This window comes from Micromonospora sp. DSM 43699 (assembly GCF_055517075.1).
This window is the reverse complement of record NZ_JBTMMT010000007.1, coordinates 115417-134037: the sequence shown is the minus strand read 5'-3', so window position 1 is coordinate 134037 and position 18621 is coordinate 115417. Positions and strand designations below refer to the sequence as shown.

The window sequence follows — 18621 nt, the reverse complement described above, 5'->3', positions numbered from 1 at the left end:
GGGTCACGATCGGGGGCTCAGGTCGGGTCGGGGCGGCAGGATCGGCAGGGTGAGCCTGCGCTTCGTCCTCGACCCCGACCTCACCTCCGAGCTGCGTGAACAGGTCGTCGACCTCTGGGTCGACGCCACCAACGCCGGTGGTGCGGTCGGTTTCGTCGCCCCGGTCACCGTCACCGACGTACGCCCCGTCGCCGAGGCCGCCTTCGCCGCCGTCACCGACGGCCCGGACCGGCTGCTGGTCGGGTACGAGGGCGACCGGCCGGTCGCGGTGCTGTTCCTCACCGACAACCGGTTCCGGTTGAAGGCGCACTGGGGCGTCCTCAAGCGGGTGATGGTCCACCCGGACACCCAGGGGCGCGGCTACGGGCGGGCCCTGATGCGGGAGGCCGCCCGGCGCGCACCCGGGCTGGGCTGGCGGGCGCTGCACGTGACGGTGCGCGGCGGGCTGGGCCTGGAGGGGTTCTACGACCGGCTCGGCTACCGCGAGGTGGGCTGGCTGCCTGGCGCGCTGCGGGTGGCGCCCGGCGACGATCGTGACGAGATCCTCATGTGGCTCGACCTGGACACCCCAGCCTGACCACCCCCGCTCTGCCGCCCGATCAACCCAGGGTCGGCGACGCGGTGGCGTCGGCTGATTCCGCCACCGCAACCTCCCCGAGGTGGTGGCGCGGGCCGAGCCGACCCGCGAGGCGAGACAGCGCGAGGGCCGGGCAGCGCGAGGTGGGCGGCCGGCGGGCCGTCAGCCCCGCGAGGCGCAGCCGACCGGCCGGCCGGCGCCCGGCGCCGACGATGCGGCGAGAGCGGGCACGCCGGTCCCGTCCTGCGGGGCGGGTGCGGCGGCGGACGCAACCGCCGACGGGCTGGCGGTGGTCCGGCTCGCGGTGACGCTGGGGCGTGGCGAGGACGACCGGGTGGACGGGGTGGACGGGGTCGCCCGCGCAGCCGGGGCGCTGCCGCCGCCGTACATCTTCACGGTGCTGCGTTGCACCCGGCCGGGGGACATGGTGATGCCGGTGGCGGTGACCCGGTGGCCGTACACGTCGGTGACCCGGACGGCGTACGGCCCGGGACCGGCCCCGGAGTCGACCAGCCAGTAGTTGTAGTCCTGCCGGGCGGTGGTACGCCAGGCGCCGGAGCCCTGTCGTACCTCGACGGTGCGCAGCGGGTTGCCGTGCTCGGCGACCAGCACGGCGAACCAGTACTGCGAGGCGCCCTCCTTGATCCGGAAGGTGAGCGGGCCGGCCAGCGGCGGGTCGACCGCCGCACGGTAGCTGACGGTGACGATGCCCTGCACCGGGTCGGCGATCCGGGCGAACGCCTCGCGGGAGAGGTCGATGTGCCCGGCGGCGCACTCCGGGCACTGGTCCATGATCAGGACCCGGACGGTGCCCCGGGGGCCGGTGACGTCGAGGTAGCCGCCACAGGCCGCGCCGGCGCTGTACTCGGTGGGACCGAGCGCCACGTAGAGCCGGTTCGCCGGGGCGGACGGATAGGAGCAGTTCCCGCCGGCACCCTTCGAGTCGTAGAAGGTGGCCTTCCCCTTGTGGACCGTACCCCCGGTGGGTGGAGCCGCCAGCGGAATCTGCCCGGCGGCCAGGGCAACCGGCGCGACGCCGGCCGCCGCGGCGAACCCGGCCGGCGCGGCAAGCCCGCCCGGTGGGGCGGCGCAGGCCGGGGCGGCGCCGGAGCGCAGCGCCAGGCTGAGCCCGAGCACTGTGGCGAGCGCGGCGACGCCTCCGGCGACCAGCCAGCGGCGACGTCCGACGCCCCGGGCGCGGCGACGCCCCGGCCCGGGACGGCCGGCGGACCCGTCAGGGGCGCTGCGGACCGGCCCGGGGCCGCCTGTGGGTTCCTCGGACACGCTGCCATCGGTCACGCCGACCGATGCTGCCGGAGCGGGCGTCCCGGGGACAAGCCGCCTAAGCGAAAGCTAAGCCGGTCGACCGGTCTGGTCGCGGTAGAGCCCCGAAGCGATCACGGTGAGCGACCGCAGTGGCTCGGCGGTCTCCGGTCGGGTGCGCAGCAGGTCCTCCAGGCGGACCCGCCAACGGCCGGCTTCGACGGCGGCGGCGTCGGGGGTGGTCCGGGCCCACGGCCGCAGCCGCTGCTGGGTGTCCCGCAGGGACCGCGCGTGGTCGGGGCCGAGCAGCGCGCCGACCTCGTCGCACAACCAGTCGAAGAGCCGGTCGTCGGGGACGGCCGAAACGATCAGCCGGGCCATGTCCCAGGCCACGCGGGGCTGGTGGAGAACCTGCATCTCGACTCCTCCGTCGGTGGTGGTGGTTCGGCAATCATCGATCCACGACCGACCCGGGGCAACCCCCGGCCGGCGGAGTGCGCCTCGACCGTCCGGCACCGCCCCTGCCGCAGGGTGCCGTCCCCCGCCCGGCCCCGCCGGCCAGGCCCGGGTCACAGTCGGTCGGGCCTCACCAGGCGACGCCGATGCCGTCGCCGGGGTACCAGTGGTCGAGCGGGGTCTCCCGGTAGGCGAGAAACCGGCGGTCGGTGCGCTCGGCATGCTCGGCCAGCACGCCGGTGGTGGTGACGTTGTCGGTGAGCAGGATCGCGCCGGGGGCCAGCTTCGGCTCGACCGCGTCGAACTCGCGGCGCTCGTGGGCGTGGCTGTGGTCGCTGTCGTGCAGGAACAGGTCGACCGGCCGGTCCAGGGCGGCGATCGCGGTGACCGAGTCGCCGACCACCAGGTCGATCACGTCGGACCAGGGCGCGCTGCGGGCCAGGTAGCCGGCCTCCGGGTTGACGTCCAGCGAGGTGAGCCTGCCGGGGTGCCCCTCGGCGGCGTTGCGCAGCAGGGCGGCGGCGAGCACGCAGCTACCGAGCCCCTTGTCGGTGCCGGTCTCGACGACGTGGGCGGGGCGGGTGGCCCGGACGATCGCGTACCAGCCGACCCTGCGCGCGTAGCGGACCCGACGGTCGGCCAGGCCGCGTCGAGCGGACCGGGCGGTGGCCTGTTCGATGTGCCGGCGCAGCGCCGCGTCACCGGTGATCTCGGCGAGGTACCCCCGGACCCGGGCCACCGGGACGTCGCAGACCACGCTGACGAACCAGGTGAGGTGCTGTCGGCTGAGCTGGGTCAACTCGTAGGTGTAGTTGTGGTGCTCCCGGGAGGTGGCCAGCCACCTGGCCGAGGTGCGCAGCACCTTCGCGTCGTAGCGGGCGACCCGGGCGAGCCGTCCGGGGAAGGCGGCCACCGGTGCCAGCGGGGTACGGGCGATGGCCCGGCGCAGTTTCGTCGCGTCCACGGCGAGGTTCTACCAGCCGCAGGTGACAGGCGACTGAACGTCCAGCGTCCGGCAGACCTTCGGCCCTCATCCCGTCGGGCGTACGCGGGCTGCCCGACGGGGTGACGACTCAGTAACATGCGGCCATGCCAGCAGGCGAGCAGGTTTCGGATTCCGCCCCGGTCACCTCCACCGAGGGCCCCGGGTCACCGCCGAAGCGACGGCGGGGCTGGCGGATCGCGCTGGTGGTCGTGCTGGCGCTGGCCCTGCTCGGAGCGGGTGGCGTCGCGGCGGGCGCGCTCTATCTGCGCTCGGTGGAGAAGGACGTCGAGCGGGTGGACGCCTTCACCGGGGTGCCGACGGAGAACCGGCCGCCGGTGGTGGCCCGGGACGCCACGAACATCATGATCCTGGGCAGCGACTCCCGGGATCCGGAGCGGACCGAGGGGTCGCGTACCGACACGATCATCCTGGCCCACCTGCCGAAGGACCGGAAGAGCGCCCAGCTCGTCTCGATCCCCCGGGACACCTGGGTCCGGGTGCCCCGGTCGACCGACGGCCGGCACGGCGGTCGGACCGCGAAGATCAACGCGGCGTACGCCTGGGGCGGGATTCCGCTGATGGTGCAGACCGTCGAGGAGTTCACCAGGGTGCACGTCGACCACGTGGCGGTGGTCGACTTCGCCGGCTTCCAGGAGATCATCGACGCGCTGGGCGGGGTGGACATCACCGTCGACCACCGCTTCACCTCGATCCACCCGCCGTTGCGCACCTTCGCCGCCGGTCGGCAGACGATGGACGGCGAGACGGCGCTTGACTACTCCCGGCAGCGCAAGCAGTTCCCGGACGGTGACTTCGCCCGGATCCGGCACCAGCAGCAGGTGATCCGGGCGATCCTCGACAAGGCGGCCACCGGGGGCATCCTGACCAGCCCGGGGAAGCTCGACGACTTCGTCCGGGCCGCCTCGGCGTCGGTCTCCGTCGACCGGGAGATGTCGCTGCTGGACCTGGCGACCGAGCTGCGCGGCCTGCGGGGCGGCAACCTGACCTTCGTCACCAGCCCGTCCCGGGGCACCGGCCGGGTGGGCACCGAGAGCGTGGTCTTCGCCGACGAGCAGAAGTCCGAGGCGTTCTACGACGCGGTCCGCCGGGACGCCACCGCCGAGATCGTCCGCGCCGCCCGCTGACAGGCGCAGCCGGCACGACGCGGGAACGGGCGACGCTTGCCCCTGAAATATTTCATGCATAGAGTCTCGGCATGAATGAAGGAGCCGTCGCCGCGCCGCCGGACCGGCTGCTCGGCCTGTTCCACGGGGTCCGGCTCACCCCCACCCAGCGGCGCATCGCGCACTGCCTGGTGCAGCACGCCGCCACCGTGGCCTACCTGTCGGCGGCCGAGGTGGCCGAGCTGGCCGGGGTCAGCCAGCCGTCGGTGACCCGGTTCGCCGTGGCGCTCGGCCACGACGGCTACCCGGCGCTGCGCCGCCGGCTGCGCGAGCTGACCGCCGCCGGCCCCGACGGCCGCCCCGACGACGGCAACGAACTGCAAGCCGCGGTACGTGCCGAGATGGCCAACCTGGAACGGCTGGCCGGCGAGTTGGCCGACCGGGACAAGATCGCCACCGCCGGCCGGCTGCTCGCGGCGAGCCGCCCGCTGCCGGTGCTCGGCCTGCGCGCCGCCGCCCCGCTGGCCGCCTACTTCGCCTACTTCGCCGCCAAGGTGCTTCCCGACGTCCGGGTCCTCGACGACGGCGGCAGCCTGCTCACCGACCGGCTCGAACAGGCCGCCTCGGCCGGGGCGGACGCGCTGCTCGCCTTCGTGCTGCCCCGCTACCCCCGGGAGACCCTCGACGCGCTGCGGGCGGCCCGCGAAGCCGGCCTCACCGTCGTCGCGATCACCGACTCCCCGGTCAGCCCCGCCACCGAGTACGCCGCACTGGTGCTCCCCGCCGCCGTCGGCACCGACCTCGTCTTCGACCTGCACACCGCCCCGATGACGCTGGCGATGGTGGTGCTCCAGGCGATCTGCGACGCCGCACCGCTCCAGACCCAACGCCGTCTGGAGGCGTTCGAGTCGTCCGCCGCCCGTCGTCAGTTGTTCCTCGGCTGAGAGGAGTACGCCATGCACCAGCCCGTCCGCGCCGCCCGTGGCACCACCCGTACCGCGAAGGGGTGGCCGCAGGAGGCCGCCCTGCGGATGCTGATGAACAACCTCGACCCGGAGGTGGCCGAACGCCCCGACGACCTGGTGGTCTACGGCGGCACCGGGAAGGCGGCCCGGGACTGGCCGTCGTACCACGCGCTGGTGCGCACGCTCACCGAGCTGCGCGACGACGAGACGATGCTGGTGCAGTCGGGCCGCCCGGTCGGGGTGGTGCGGACCCACGAGTGGGCCCCCCGGGTGCTGCTTGCCAACTCCAACCTGGTCGGCGACTGGGCCACCTGGCCCGAGTTCCGCCGCCTGGAGTCGCTCGGCCTGACCATGTACGGGCAGATGACCGCCGGTTCGTGGATCTACATCGGCACCCAGGGCATCCTCCAGGGCACCTACGAGACGTTCGCCGCGGTCGCCGCGAAGTGCTTCGGCGGCAGCCTCGCCGGGACGCTGACGCTCACCGCCGGCTGCGGCGGGATGGGCGGGGCGCAACCCCTCGCGGTCACCATGAACGACGGGGTCTGCCTGATCGTCGACGTGGACCGGACCCGGCTCGACCGGCGGGTGCACGACCGCTACCTCGACGAGGTGGCCGACGACCTGGACGACGCGGTCGCCCGGGTGCTGGCCGCGAAGCGGGACCGGCGGGCGTTGAGCGTCGGCGTTGTCGGCAACGCCGCCACCGTCTTCCCCGAACTGCTCCGCCGGGGCGTCGCGGTCGACGTGGTGACCGACCAGACCAGCGCGCACGACCCGCTGTCGTACCTGCCGGAGGGGGTGGAGCTGGCCGACGCCCGGGACTACGCGCAGGCCAAGCCGGCCGAGTTCACCGACCGGGCGCGGGCGTCGATGGCCAGGCACGTCGAGGCGATGGTCGGCTTCCTCGACGCGGGCGCGGAGGTGTTCGACTACGGCAACTCGATCCGGGGCGAGGCGCAGCTCGGCGGGTACCCGCGGGCGTTCGACTTTCCCGGTTTCGTGCCGGCGTACATCAGGCCGTTGTTCTGCGAGGGTAGGGGGCCGTTCCGCTGGGCGGCGCTCTCCGGCGACCCGGCCGACATCGCCGCCACCGACCGGGCCGTGCTCGACCTGTTCCCGGAGAACGAGTCGCTGGCCCGGTGGATGCGGATGGCCGCCGACCGGGTCGCCTTCCAGGGTCTGCCGGCCCGGATCTGCTGGCTGGGCTACGGCGAGCGGGACGTCGCCGGGGTGCGGTTCAACGAGATGGTCGCCGCCGGTGAGCTGTCCGCACCCGTGGTGATCGGCCGGGACCACCTGGACTGCGGCAGCGTCGCCAGCCCCTACCGGGAGACCGAGGCGATGGCCGACGGCTCCGACGCGATCGCCGACTGGCCCCTGCTCAACGCGCTTGTCAACACCGCCAGCGGGGCGTCCTGGGTGTCCATCCACCACGGCGGTGGGGTGGGCATCGGCCGGTCCATCCACGCCGGTCAGGTCTGCGTCGCCGACGGCACCGCGCTGGCCGGGCAGAAGATCGAACGGGTGCTCAGCAACGATCCGGCGATGGGCGTCATCAGGCACGTCGACGCCGGCTACGACTCCGCCCGCGACGTCGCCGCCCGCACCGACGTCCGCATCCCCATGGCGGAGGGCACCGCGTGAGCGCGAGGAGCGCAGCGAAGCGGAGCACCGCAGTCGCGAACAACGGAGGCACCGCGTGAGCAGTCTTGCCGGGCGGTTCCGGGAGTTGTGGGACGAGATCGCGCCGGTCGGCCGGGACGCCGACAGCGGCGGCTACCTGCGGTACGCGCTGACCGCGCCGGAGCTGCGGCTGCGGGAGTGGTTCCGGGCACAGGCCGACCTCCGGGGCATGCCGGTCAGCGAGGACGGCAACGGCAACCTCTTCGCCTGGTGGGGTGACCCGGGCGGCACCCCGCCCACCGGCACCCGGGACAGCGACGGCCCGACCGGAGGCGGGGCGGTGCTCACCGGCAGCCACTTCGACTCGGTGCCGCACGGCGGGGCGTACGACGGGCCGCTCGGCATCGTCAGCGCGTTCCTCGCCGTGGACGAGCTGCGGGACTCCGGAGCCGTCCCGGTCCGGCCGGTGGTGGTGGCCGCGTTCGTCGAGGAGGAGGGTGCCCGGTTCGGCGTACCGTGTCTGGGATCGCGGCTGCTCACCGGCGAGATCGACGTCGACCGCGCGGCCGGGCTGCGCGACGCGGCCGGGGTGAGCTTCGCCGAGGCGCTGGGTGACCGGCCGGCGGGGGCCGACCCGGCGCTGCTCGGCCGGTTCGCCGCCTTCGTGGAGCTGCACGTGGAGCAGGGGCGGGTGCTTGTCGACGCCGACGCGCCGGTCGCGGTGGCGAGCGCCATCTGGCCGCACGGCCGGTGGCGCTTCGAACTGCGCGGCGAGGGCAATCACGCCGGTACGACCCGGATGGCCGACCGCCGCGACCCGATGCTCACCTACGCGTTCACCGTGCTGGCGGCGAACAAGGAGGCCCGGCTGCGCGACGCGCACGCCACAGTCGGCCGGGTGGCGGTGGAACCGAACGCCACCAACGCGGTCCCGTCGAAGGTGACCGGCTGGCTCGACGCCCGGGCCGCCGAGGCGGAGACCCTGCACGGCCTGGTCGAGGCGGTGCAGGCCAAGGCGGCCGAGCGGGCCCGGCGGGACGGCACCGAGCTGACCGTGACCCAGGAGTCGGCCACCCCGCTTGTCGCCTTCGACCGTGAGTTGGCCGACCGGTTGGCGGGACTGCTTGCCGCGCCGGTGCTGCCCACCGGGGCCGGGCACGACGCCGGGGTGCTCGCCGCGCACCTGCCCACCGCGATGCTGTTCGTCCGCAACCCGACCGGGGTGTCGCACTCCCCCGCCGAGTCGGCCACCGACGCCGACTGTGCGGCCGGGGTGGTCGCGCTGGCCCGGGTGCTGGAGGAGCTGGCATGCCACTGACCCGTTGGCTGGCCGAACAGGCGTGGCTGCCCGACCGTGCCGCACCGACCCCGGACGTGCTGATCGAGGCCGAGGACGGCCGGTTCACCGCCGTCACCCCGCTGGCCCGGGACACCGCACCGGACGCCGGGGTCGAGGTGCTGGCCGAGGCGGTACGACTGCCCGGGCTCACCCTGCCCGGCCTGGCCAACGCCCACTCGCACGCCTTCCACCGGGCGCTGCGCGGGCGTACCCACGGCGGTCGGGGCGACTTCTGGAGCTGGCGGGACGTGATGTACGCCGTCGCCGGCCGGCTCGATCCCGACTCCTACCTGGCCCTGGCCCGGGCCGCGTACGCCGAGATGGCGCTGGCCGGGGTCACCTGCGTCGGCGAGTTCCACTACCTGCACCACGGCCCCGACGGCCACCCGTACGACGACCCGAACGCGATGGGCGCGGCGCTGGTCGAGGCGGCGGCGCAGGCCGGTATCAGGATCACCCTGCTGGACGCCTGCTACCTGACCGCCTCGGTGGCCGGCGAGCCGTTGGCCGGGGTGCAGCGGCGCTTCGGCGACGGGGACGCGCGGCGCTGGGCGGAACGGGTCGACGGGTTCCGCCCGGCCGGGGCGCACGCGCTGCGCGGGGCGGCGATCCACTCGGTGCGCGCGGTGCCGGCGGACCAGCTCGCCACCGTCGCCGGCTGGGCGTACCGGCAGGGTGCCCCGCTGCACGTGCACCTGTCGGAGCAGCCCGCCGAGAACGACGCCTGCCGGACGGTGCACGGGCGTACCCCGACCGGGCTGCTCGCCGACCGCGGAGTGCTCGGCCCGGACGTCACCGCCGTGCACGCCACCCATCCGACCAGCGCCGACCTGACCCTGCTGGCCGAACAACGGACCGGGGTGTGTCTGTGCCCCACCACGGAACGGGACCTGGCCGACGGGATCGGCCCGGCCCGGCTGATGGCCGACGCCGGTATTCCGCTCAGCCTGGGCAGCGACAGTCACGCCGTGGTCGACCTGTTCGAGGAGGCCCGCGCGGTGGAGCTCGACGAGCGGCTGCGTACCCGGCGACGCGGGCACTTCGCCGCCGCCGCGCTGCGCGACGCGGCCACCGTCACCGGGCACGCCGCGCTGGGCTGGGCCGACGCCGGGCGGATCGCCGTCGGCGAACGCGCCGACCTGGTCACGGTCCGGCTGGACAGCCCGCGTACCGCCGGGGTGCCGCCGGTGGCGGTGTTCTTCGCGGCCACCGCCGCCGACGTCGACCAGGTGGTGGTGGACGGGCGGCAGGTGGTGCGCGACGGCCGGCACCTGACCGTGGACGTGCCGGCGGAGCTGCGCGCGGCGATCGCGGCGGTGACCGGTGCCTAGCCCTACCAGTCCGGCGACGCGCGGAACGCGGCGCCCGGCGGCGGGAGGGGCGGCGTGAGCAGCCTGTTGGTCGACGACATCGGCGAGCTGGTCACCAACGTGCCGGCGGCCGGCGGTGACGGGCCGTTGGGCCTGCGGCGCGGGGTCGCCCTGCTGGTGGAGGCGGGTCGGGTCGTCTGGATCGGGCCGGCCCGCTACGCGCCGGCCGCCGACCGGCGGATCGACGCCGAGGGCGGCGCGGTGCTGCCCGGGTTCGTGGACAGCCACGCCCACCTGGTCTTCGCCGGGGACCGGGCGGCCGAGTTCGCGGCCCGCATGGCCGGCGAGCCGTACACCGGGGGTGGCATCCGGACGACTGTCGGCGCGACCCGGGCGGCCTCCGACGACGACCTGCGGGACACCGTGCGCCGGCTGCGCGACGAGGCGATGCGGCAGGGCACCACCACCATGGAGATCAAGAGTGGGTACGGCCTGACCGTTGCCGACGAGGCCCGCTCGCTGCGGATCGCCGCCGAGGTGACCAGCGAGACCACCTTCCTCGGCGCGCACGTCGTCCCCGCCGAGTACGCGGGTCGTCCCGACGACTACGTGGGGCTGGTGTGCGGGCCGATGCTCTCCGCCGCCGCGCCGTACGCCCGCTGGGTGGACGTGTTCTGCGAGCGCGGCGCGTTCGACGCCGACCACGCGCGGGCGATCCTCACCGTCGGACAGGCCGCCGGGCTGGGGTTGCGGCTGCACGCCAACCAGCTCGGGCCGGGGCCGGGGGTGCGGCTCGGGGTGGAACTCGGTGCGGCCAGCGTCGACCACTGCACCCACCTGTCCGACGCCGACGTCGACGCGCTTGCCGGCTCGGCGGGGGCCGACGGGTCGGCCTCCGGGGACGGCTCGACCTCCGCGGACGGGCGGGCGGGCACCGTGGCGACCCTGCTGCCGGGTGCGGAGTTCTCCACCCGGTCGCCGTACCCGGATGCCCGGCGGTTGCTCGACGCGGGGGTGACCGTGGCGCTGGCCACCGACTGCAACCCCGGGTCGTCGTACACCTCCTCGATGCCGTTCTGCGTCGCGCTGGCCGTCCGTGAGATGCGGATGACCCCGGCGGAGGCGGTCTGGGCCTCGACGGCCGGCGGCGCACGGGCGTTGCGCCGGACCGACGTCGGGGTGCTGCGTCCCGGGGCGCGCGCCGACCTGATGATCCTCGACGCCCCGTCCCACCTGCACCTGGCCTACCGGCCGGGTGTTCCACTGGTCCGCCAGGTCCTGCACAACGGAGTGCCGCAATGTCGACTGTGACCGTCCAACCCACCGGGATCACCCCCGCCGACGTGCTCGCCGTGGCGCGCGGCGACGCCCGGGTCGTGCTCGCCCCGGCCGCCGTCGACGCGATGGTCAGCAGCAGGTCCATCGTGGACGGCATCGAGGCCGCCGGCCGCCCCGTGTACGGCGTCTCCACCGGCTTCGGGGCGCTGGCCAACACCTTCGTCGCCCCGCAGCGCCGGGCCGAGTTGCAGCATGCGCTGATCCGCTCGCACGCCGCAGGCATCGGCGCGCCGATGCCCCGGGAGGTGGTCCGGGCGATGATGCTGCTGCGGGTCCGCTCGCTGGCACTGGGCCGTTCCGGGGTCCGGCCGCTGCTCGCCCAGGGGCTGGTCGACCTGCTCAACGCCGACGTCACCCCGTGGGTGCCGGAGCACGGTTCGCTCGGCGCGTCCGGTGACCTGGCGCCGCTGGCGCACTGTGCACTGGTGCTGCTGGGCGAGGGATGGGTGCTCGGCCCGGCCGGTGAGCGGGTCGACGCCGCCGACGCGCTGCGCGACGCCGGGCTGACCCCTGTCGCGTTGGCCGCCAAGGAGGGGTTGGCGCTGATCAACGGCACCGACGGCATGCTCGGGATGCTGCTGCTGGCCGTCGCGGACGCCCGGCACCTGTTCACCATGGCCGACGTGACCGCCGCGCTGGCCATCGAGGCGATGCTCGGCTCGGAGCGGCCCTTCCTGCCCGAGCTGCACGCCATCCGGCCGCACCCGGGGCAGGCCGCCTCGGCGGCGAACATCCACCGGCTGCTCCAGGACTCGCGGGTGATGGACTCGCACCGTGATGACCTGGCACACGCCGTGCAGGACGCGTACTCGATGCGGTGTGCCCCGCAGGTGGCCGGCGCGGCCCGGGACACCCTGGACTTCGTCGTGACGGTGGCCGGCCGGGAGCTGATCTCGGTGGTGGACAACCCGGTGGTGCTGCCGGACGGTCGGGTCGAGTCGACAGGCAACTTCCACGGTGCCCCGCTCGGCTTCGCCGCCGACTACCTGGCCATCGCCGCCGCCGAGGTGGGGGCGATCGCCGAGCGCCGGGTGGACCGGTTGCTCGACGTGACCCGCAACCGGGACCTGCCGGCGTTCCTGTCCCCCGACGCCGGGGTGAACTCCGGGTTGATGATCGCCCAGTACACGGCCGCCGGGATCGTCGCGGAGAACCGCCGGCTGGCCGCCCCCGCCTCGGTCGACTCGCTGCCGACCAGCGGCATGCAGGAGGACCACGTCTCGATGGGCTGGGCGGGGGCCAGGAAGCTGCGCACCGTGCTGGACAACCTGACCAGCCTGCTCGCCGTGGAGCTGCTGGCAGCGGTCCGGGGGCTTCAACTCCGTGCGCCGCTGGTGCCGTCGCCGGCGGGACGGGCCGCGCTGGACGCGCTCGGCCCGGCGGCCGGCGCGCCCGGCCCGGACGTCTTCCTCGCCCCGGTGCTGGAATCGGCCCGTTCGGTGCTGGCCGGCCCCGACCTGCGCGCCGCCATCGAACGGCAGGTCGGCCCGCTGAGCTGACAGTGAGGCTGGCAGAAATGTGGCGGTCAGTAGTCAAGGCCGACTCGTCGCACCCGGCTACCGAGCGTGATCAAGGTCCCGAGGGCCACCACCCCGGTGCAGACCCTTTGCTCTGCTGCCACTGACGCGACAGGGGCTTGAACAGTGAAAACTCATACGCAGATTCCAAGAACAGTAATCCTGGCGAACACTCTGCGTGCCTGTCGCCTCGGGAGCAGCAGAGCAAAGGATGTGGGGTGGAAATGTGGGGGCCTGATCGAAACTACTTTCGGTGACTGGCTGCGGTGCCGTTCCTTAATCGACGGCCGGACGTCGGCGCGTATCCCGGCGACGATGAGTCGGTCGACGGCCGGCCGGCGTCGCATACGCCGGCGGGGCGACGGGTCGATCGACGGCTGGGTCAGCTGGCGGGCAGCACCTTGGCCGCCAGCTTCGCCAGCTCGCGCAGCGCCTTCCCCCGGTGGCTGATCGCGTCCTTCTCCTGCGGGGTCAACTCCGCGTTGGTCCGGTCCTGGCCGTCGCCGAGGAAGATCGGGTCGTACCCGAAGCCGCCCTCACCGCGCGGGGCACGCAGCAGCCGGCCGGGCTGGCGGCCGTCGACCAGGTGCTCCTTGCCGCCGGGCAGCACCAGCACGACGGTGCAGACGAAGGACGCCCCCCGGTGCTCGTCGGGCAGGTCGGCGATCTGGTCCAGCACCAGCTGGAGGTTGGCCCGGTCGTCGCCGTGCCGCCCGGCCCAGCGGGCGCTGAACACCCCCGGCATGCCGTTGAGCGCGTCGACCGCGATGCCGGAGTCGTCGGCGATGGTGGGCAGGCCGGTCCGCCGGCAGCCCTCCCGCGCCTTGATCAGGGCGTTCTCACCGAAGGTGAGACCGGTCTCCGGCAGCTCCGGGTACTCCTCGACGTCGTCCAGCCCCAGAAGGGCGATCCGGTGCGCGCCGAGCGCGCCGTCGAGGATGCGCTGGAGCTCCACCAGCTTCTTACGGTTACGGGAGGCGAGCAGGACCTTGTTCATGATGCGAGTGCCTTCCGCTGCGCCTCGGCCAGTTCCAGACAGCCCAACGACGCCACGTCCAGCAACGCGTCGAGCTGCGCCCGGGAGAAGACCCCGTCCTCGCCCGTGCCCTGCACCTCGACGAAGTCACCCTCACCGGTGCAGACGACGTTCATGTCCACCTCGGCGGCCACGTCCTCGACATAGCAGAGGTCGAGCAGCGGCTCACCGGCGACGATCCCGACGCTGACCGCGGCCACCGACCGGTGCATCACCTTCTCCGGCTTGCCGGCCAGCGACTTGCGGGTGGCAAGCCAGCTCACCGCGTCGTAGAGGGCGACGTACGCGCCGGTGATCGAGGCGGTGCGGGTGCCTCCGTCGGCCTGGAGCACGTCGCAGTCGAGCACGATCGAGTTCTCGCCGAGCGCCTTCAGGTCGACGCAGGCGCGCAGGCTGCGGCCGATCAGCCGGGAGATCTCGTGGGTCCGCCCGCCGATCTTGCCGCGGACGCTCTCCCGGTCCGAGCGGGTGTTGGTCGCCCGGGGCAGCATCGCGTACTCGGCGGTCACCCAGCCGAGCCCGGAGCCCTTGCGCCAGCGGGGCACGCCCTCGGTGACGCTGGCGGTGCAGAGCACCCGGGTCCCCCCGAACTCGACGAGCACCGAGCCCTCCGGGTGGGTGCTCCAGCCACGGGTCAGCGTCACCGGTCGGAGTTGGTCGGGTCGACGCCCGTCAGGTCGTGCCATCCCTGCACCCTATGCGGTGCGGTGATCGAGGCGTCCCGCGGTCTCCTCAGCCGGAGGCCGGGGGCTCTCCGGTCCGGGCCGGCGGGACCGGGGCGGCGTCGTGCACCCGCAGGAACCCGGCCACCGATGTCGGCCAGGAGTGCGCCAGACGACGGGCCGGCTAAGCGGCGGCGAACACTACCGCACGAATCCGGGCCGGGTCAGATGTCGTAGCTGGCACCGGCCCGGACCACTTCCAACGGCCCGGGGTACGCCCCGGCCGCCGCCGCGATGGTGTGCGACTCGCTGCCCCAGGCCACCACCAGATGGGTCAGCAGCAGCCGGCCCACCCCGGCCTTGGTGGCGGTCTCGCCTGCCTCCCGACCGGTGAGGTGCAGATCCGGCGGGTTGTCCACCCCGTCGAGGTAACTCGCCTCACAGAGGAAGACGTCGGCGTCCTGGGCGAGCCGCAGCAGCGCGTCGCAGGGGGCGGTGTCCGAGGAGTAGCAGAGCACCCGACCCTCGTGCTCCAGCCGCACCCCGTACGTCTCGACGGGATGGTTGACCCGGTCGACGGTGACGGTGAACGGGCCGATCGGGAAGGTGCCCGGCTGGAGGCCGTAGAACTGGTAGACGTCCTCCACGCTGCCGTCGTCCTGGCCGTAGGCGGTGGCGAGCCGGTCCGGGGCGCCCGGCGGCGCGTAGACCGGCAACGGCGGGTACGGGCCGTCCGGGGCGTACCGCCGGACCACCACGTACGACGCGGCGTCGAGGATGTGGTCGCAGTGCAGGTGGGTCAGGAGGATGGCGTCCGGGGCGTGCAGGCCGGCGTAGCGCTGGAGGGTGGACAGCGAACCGGACCCGAAGTCGACAAGTAGCCGGAAGCCCTGCGCCTCGACCAGGTAGGCCGAACAGGGGGACTCGGGACCGGGGAAGCTTCCCGCGCAGCCCAGGACGGTCAGCCGCATCCGGTGGCCCCGCGATTACTATGAGTAGCCGAAACGCCGGGGGGAGCACCGCTGATGATCTCTACCGACGCGTACGCCACGCTGCGCAGCCTACGCGCAGCGACGGCGGGGCAAGAATCATCTTCTGGAAGTTGTCACCAACGTGACACCCACGGGGCCGGCCGACACTCCGCCGGCCGGCCCCCGCAGCTGGTCATGCCCAGAGCTGCCCTTCCAGGGCGCTCTCGGCGTCGGCGAGCGTGCCGCCGTACGCCCCGGTGGAAAGGTACTTCCAGCCGCCGTCGCAGACCACGAAGGCCACGTCGGCCCGGCGGCCGTCCCGCACCGCCTCGTGCGCCACGGCCAGGGCGGCGTGCAGGATCGCCCCGGTGGAGAAGCCGGCGAAGATCCCCTCCACCTCCACCAACTGCCGGGTACGCAGCACCGCGTCCCGGGTGCCCACCGAGAAGCGCCTGTTGAGCACCGTCGCGTCGTACAACTCGGGGACGTAACCCTCGTCGATGTTGCGCAGCCCGTAGACCAGCTCGCCGTAGCGCGGCTCGGCCGCCACCACCTGGATGCCCTCGACCTTCTCCCGGAGGAACCGTCCGGTGCCCATCAGGGTGCCGGTGGTGCCCAGGCCCGCCACGAAGTGCGTGATGGTGGGCAGGTCGTGCAGCAGCTCCGGCCCGGTGGTCTCGTAGTGGGCCCGCGCGTTGGCCTCGTTGCCGTACTGGTAGAGCATCACCCAGTCCGGGTGCTCCGCCGCGATCTGCTTGGCGGTGGCGACCGCCTGGTTCGAACCGCCCGCCGCCGGCGAGAAGATGATCTCCGCGCCGTACATCCGGAGCAGCTGGACCCGTTCGGTGGAGACGTTCTCCGGCATCACGCAGACCAGCCGGTAGCCGCGCATCTTGGCCACCATGGCCAACGAGATGCCGGTGTTGCCGCTGGTCGGCTCGAGAATCGTGTCGCCCGGCCGGAGACTGCCGGCCTGCTCGGCCGCCCGGACCATGAACAGCGCCGCGCGGTCCTTGATGCTGCCGGTGGGATTCCGGTCCTCGAGCTTCGCCCAGAGCCGCACCGGCGGTGCCCCGTCGGGCACCGTCGGCGAGAGCCGGGGCAACCCCACCAGGGGGGTGCCACCGCAGGCGTCGAGCAGGCTGTCGTACCGCGTCATGACGCCCGCCCTCAGCGGGCGGCGACGGCCACGCGCCGAGCCACCGCGGACGACGCGGTCGCCGCGGCGGCGGCGTGCTGGCTGACCCGGTGCCGGCTGACCGCCGCGGTGGCGGCACGGTGCTGGCTGATCGCCGCTGCGGCGGCGAAGCCGAACGCGCCACCGGCGACGGCCGGCAGGACGGTCACGCTGTCACCGTCGTTGAGCTTGGCGTCGAGCGCGCCCAGGAACCGGACGTCCTCGTCGTTGACGTAGACGTTGACGAACCGGTGCAGCGCGCCGGCGTCGGTGACCAGCCGGCCCTTCAGGCCGGCGTGCCGGGAGTCCAGGTCGGTGAGCAGGTCGCCCAGGGTGTCCCCGGCGCCCTCGACGACCTTCGCGCCGCCGGTGTAGCTGCGCAGGATGGTGGGGATGCGAACCTCGATGGCCATGACGTACTCCTTGGTCGGGTGTGCCTCGGTGCCGGACGGAAAGGGTGTGCGGAGCTGAAGGTCAGCTGCCGGAACACTCGTAGTCGACCGTCGCCGGGCTCTGCCCGAACATGTAGGACTGGACCGCGTGCGGGTCCACCCCGGCATCCACGATCCGCACCGGCTCCTCGGTCACCACGCCGTCGACGATCCGGAACGACCGGATCTCCTCGGTGTCCGGTTCGCGGGTGGAGACCAGCAGGTAGTGCGCGCCCGGCTCACCGGCGAAGGCCACGTCCGTGCGGGACGGGTATGCCTCGGTGGCGGTGTGCGAGTGGTAGATGACGACCGGCTCCTCGTCGCGGTCGTCCATCTCCCGCCACACCCGCAGCTGCTCCATCGAGTCGAACTCGTAGAACGTCATCGAGCGGGCCGCGTTGTCCATCGGGATGTGCCGGGTCGGGGTGTCGCCGCCGACGGGTCCGGCGACCACTCCGCACGCCTCGTCGGGGTGGTCCCGGCGCGCGTGGGAGACGATCGCCTCGACGATCGACCGGTCGATGCTCAGCACGTCACCCAGCCTAGCGCCCGCCCGCCGCGCCCGGCGAGGCGGTGACCGTCACACTTCAGTCGATCAAGGCGTTGAGCAGGGATTCCTGGAGATAACCGAGGTAGGCGTAGACCGACAGTTGGAACACCCGGGACGAGGTCGGGTCGTCGGCGACCGCGTCGTCGAGCTCCTCGCCCAGGTCGGTGCCGTCCTTGACCTCCAGCCGGACGCCCATCGCGAGCCGGGCGTCGTTGAGCGCGCGAAGCCACGCCTCGGCCGCCTCGGCGTCCAACCGCACCTCGCCGCCGGCGGAGTCGGGCAGTGCGGCGAGCACCGCGCCGGCCTGGTCGATCTTGGCGGTCTTGAGGTCGCCCTCGGTGTACAGGCGGAACTCCGCCGTACCCGCCGGGTCGTCCGGGTACGCCTCGGGGAAGAGCCGGCCGACGACCGGGTCGGCATGGTCGAAGCCGTCGGTGAGCAGGCCGACCACCTCACTGGCGACCTTGCGCAGCACCCGGGCCTCGTCCACGGCGAAGGTCGCCACGTACCGGTCGCCCTGCCGACGGAACATACTCACGGGGCCACCTCGGTTCGCGACTGCGGGGCTCGCAACACCGGCTCACTCCTCGCGCTCACGAGCGGTCCACCGTCGCCCAGAGGCCGTACGCGTGCAACTGCGACGCGTCGTGCTCCATCCGCTCGCGGGCGCCGCTGGACACCACCGCCCGGCCCTTGTGGTGCACGTCCAGCATCAGCTTCTCGGCCTTCTCCCGGCTGTAACCGAACAGCTTCTGGAAGACCCAGGTCACATACGTCATGAGGTTGACCGGGTCGTCCCAGACGATCGTCACCCACTGCCGGTCCGCGACCGGCACCTCGTCGGTGTCCGGCGTCTCGACCGGTGCAACCTGTGGAGCCGCCATGCCCCCCATCGTGCCACCGGAAGTGGCGATCCGATGAACCGGAACGCCGGCGCGACCCTGATCACCCTCCCGAGCTGCGGAAACCCGGTGAGATACGGATATCGGGAAAAACCGGAGGGACGCCCGGTGGTGCCGGCGAGCCGGCTGCCCGACGCACCGGCGGAAACCCCGGGGGACGCGAAGAGCGTCTCGGCCGTCGGCCTCCGGCACCAGGTCGTGGTGCCGGTCGACGCGCCGGCCCCGGCCCGGACGACGTCGCGCACCCGCGCGGGGCGTCGGACCGGTACCGGTCACCCGGCGGCAGGTTGCGGTACGCGAATCCATCCGGCGGCAACCGTGCGCATACTCCGCCGACGCATTGCGGATACTCAGTGCCAATCACGGAGTTACTCCACTTCACCGCGTGACCG

General features: G+C 73.5%; 19 protein-coding genes. 8 read left to right on the top strand and 11 right to left on the bottom strand.

Features of this window, described 5'->3' with window-relative positions; genetic code table 11:
* Positions 1 to 49 precede the first annotated feature (49 nt).
* On the top strand, positions 50 to 577 hold the full coding sequence (locus tag AC0AIB_RS06065) for an N-acetyltransferase family protein (RefSeq protein ID WP_465096201.1): 528 nt from the start codon (positions 50 to 52) through the stop codon (positions 575 to 577).
* A gap of 162 nt (positions 578 to 739) precedes the next feature.
* Here AC0AIB_RS06065 and AC0AIB_RS06060 read toward each other — a convergent pair whose 3' ends face one another.
* From AC0AIB_RS06060 to AC0AIB_RS06050, 3 genes are all read right to left on the bottom strand, one after another.
* Positions 740 to 1876, bottom strand: a complete 1137-nt coding sequence (locus AC0AIB_RS06060; RefSeq protein ID WP_328339617.1) for an expansin EXLX1 family cellulose-binding protein — start codon at positions 1874 to 1876, stop codon at positions 740 to 742.
* A gap of 54 nt (positions 1877 to 1930) precedes the next feature.
* Entirely contained in the window at positions 1931 to 2257 is a 327-nt protein-coding gene (locus AC0AIB_RS06055; protein ID WP_328339619.1) for a hypothetical protein, read from the bottom strand.
* A gap of 169 nt (positions 2258 to 2426) precedes the next feature.
* Positions 2427 to 3260, bottom strand: coding sequence for an O-methyltransferase (locus tag AC0AIB_RS06050; RefSeq protein WP_465096200.1), 834 nt, complete (start codon positions 3258 to 3260; stop codon positions 2427 to 2429).
* Between the two features lie 125 nt (positions 3261 to 3385).
* Here AC0AIB_RS06050 and AC0AIB_RS06045 point away from each other — a divergent pair, with 125 nt between their 5' ends.
* The 7 genes from AC0AIB_RS06045 to hutH all read left to right on the top strand — a co-directional run bounded on the left by AC0AIB_RS06045 (position 3386) and on the right by hutH (position 12482).
* Positions 3386 to 4426, top strand: a complete 1041-nt coding sequence (locus AC0AIB_RS06045) for an LCP family protein (RefSeq protein ID WP_465096199.1) — start codon at positions 3386 to 3388, stop codon at positions 4424 to 4426.
* Between the two features lie 71 nt (positions 4427 to 4497).
* Positions 4498 to 5349 (top strand): MurR/RpiR family transcriptional regulator, encoded by an 852-nt coding sequence (locus AC0AIB_RS06040; RefSeq protein ID WP_328339625.1) that lies wholly within the window; start codon positions 4498 to 4500, stop codon positions 5347 to 5349.
* 12 nt (positions 5350 to 5361) lie between these two features.
* Positions 5362 to 7017, top strand: a complete 1656-nt coding sequence (hutU, locus tag AC0AIB_RS06035) for a urocanate hydratase (protein ID WP_328339627.1) — start codon at positions 5362 to 5364, stop codon at positions 7015 to 7017.
* Positions 7018 to 7072: 55 nt separating this feature from the next.
* A complete protein-coding gene (locus tag AC0AIB_RS06030) occupies positions 7073 to 8314 on the top strand; it encodes an allantoate amidohydrolase (protein ID WP_465096198.1) in 1242 nt (413 codons plus the stop codon).
* Positions 8311 to 9666 carry a formimidoylglutamate deiminase gene (locus tag AC0AIB_RS06025; protein WP_465096213.1) on the top strand — a complete coding sequence of 452 codons (1356 nt, stop codon included), beginning with the start codon at positions 8311 to 8313 and terminating at the stop codon, positions 9664 to 9666. The genes AC0AIB_RS06030 and AC0AIB_RS06025 overlap by 4 nt, the downstream gene beginning before the upstream one ends.
* 54 nt (positions 9667 to 9720) lie before the next feature.
* A complete protein-coding gene (locus AC0AIB_RS06020; RefSeq protein ID WP_328339631.1) occupies positions 9721 to 10956 on the top strand; it encodes an amidohydrolase family protein in 1236 nt (411 codons plus the stop codon).
* Positions 10944 to 12482, top strand: coding sequence for a histidine ammonia-lyase (hutH, locus tag AC0AIB_RS06015; RefSeq protein WP_328339633.1), 1539 nt, complete (start codon positions 10944 to 10946; stop codon positions 12480 to 12482). Before AC0AIB_RS06020 ends, hutH begins: the two co-directional genes overlap by 13 nt.
* A 400-nt stretch (positions 12483 to 12882) precedes the next feature.
* Here the strand turns inward: hutH and rdgB are convergent, their stop codons facing one another.
* The 8 genes from rdgB to clpS all read right to left on the bottom strand — a co-directional run bounded on the left by rdgB (position 12883) and on the right by clpS (position 18211).
* A complete protein-coding gene (gene rdgB / locus AC0AIB_RS06010; protein ID WP_465096197.1) occupies positions 12883 to 13497 on the bottom strand; it encodes an RdgB/HAM1 family non-canonical purine NTP pyrophosphatase in 615 nt (204 codons plus the stop codon).
* Positions 13494 to 14222, bottom strand: coding sequence for a ribonuclease PH (gene rph / locus AC0AIB_RS06005; protein WP_328339637.1), 729 nt, complete (start codon positions 14220 to 14222; stop codon positions 13494 to 13496). The genes rdgB and rph overlap by 4 nt, the downstream gene beginning before the upstream one ends.
* 200 nt (positions 14223 to 14422) lie before the next feature.
* Entirely contained in the window at positions 14423 to 15169 is a 747-nt protein-coding gene (locus tag AC0AIB_RS06000) for an MBL fold metallo-hydrolase (protein ID WP_328339639.1), read from the bottom strand.
* A 193-nt stretch (positions 15170 to 15362) separates the two neighbouring features.
* Positions 15363 to 16328 (bottom strand): PLP-dependent cysteine synthase family protein, encoded by a 966-nt coding sequence (locus AC0AIB_RS05995; protein ID WP_328339641.1) that lies wholly within the window; start codon positions 16326 to 16328, stop codon positions 15363 to 15365.
* Positions 16329 to 16339: 11 nt separating this feature from the next.
* Positions 16340 to 16759, bottom strand: coding sequence for a MoaD/ThiS family protein (locus AC0AIB_RS05990; RefSeq protein WP_465096196.1), 420 nt, complete (start codon positions 16757 to 16759; stop codon positions 16340 to 16342).
* Between the two features lie 61 nt (positions 16760 to 16820).
* Entirely contained in the window at positions 16821 to 17309 is a 489-nt protein-coding gene (locus tag AC0AIB_RS05985; RefSeq protein WP_328339645.1) for a M67 family metallopeptidase, read from the bottom strand.
* Positions 17310 to 17364: 55 nt separating this feature from the next.
* Entirely contained in the window at positions 17365 to 17859 is a 495-nt protein-coding gene (locus tag AC0AIB_RS05980) for a DUF2017 domain-containing protein (RefSeq protein ID WP_328348909.1), read from the bottom strand.
* 61 nt (positions 17860 to 17920) lie between these two features.
* Positions 17921 to 18211, bottom strand: coding sequence for an ATP-dependent Clp protease adapter ClpS (gene clpS / locus AC0AIB_RS05975; RefSeq protein WP_091251593.1), 291 nt, complete (start codon positions 18209 to 18211; stop codon positions 17921 to 17923).
* Positions 18212 to 18621: the final 410 nt, after the last annotated feature.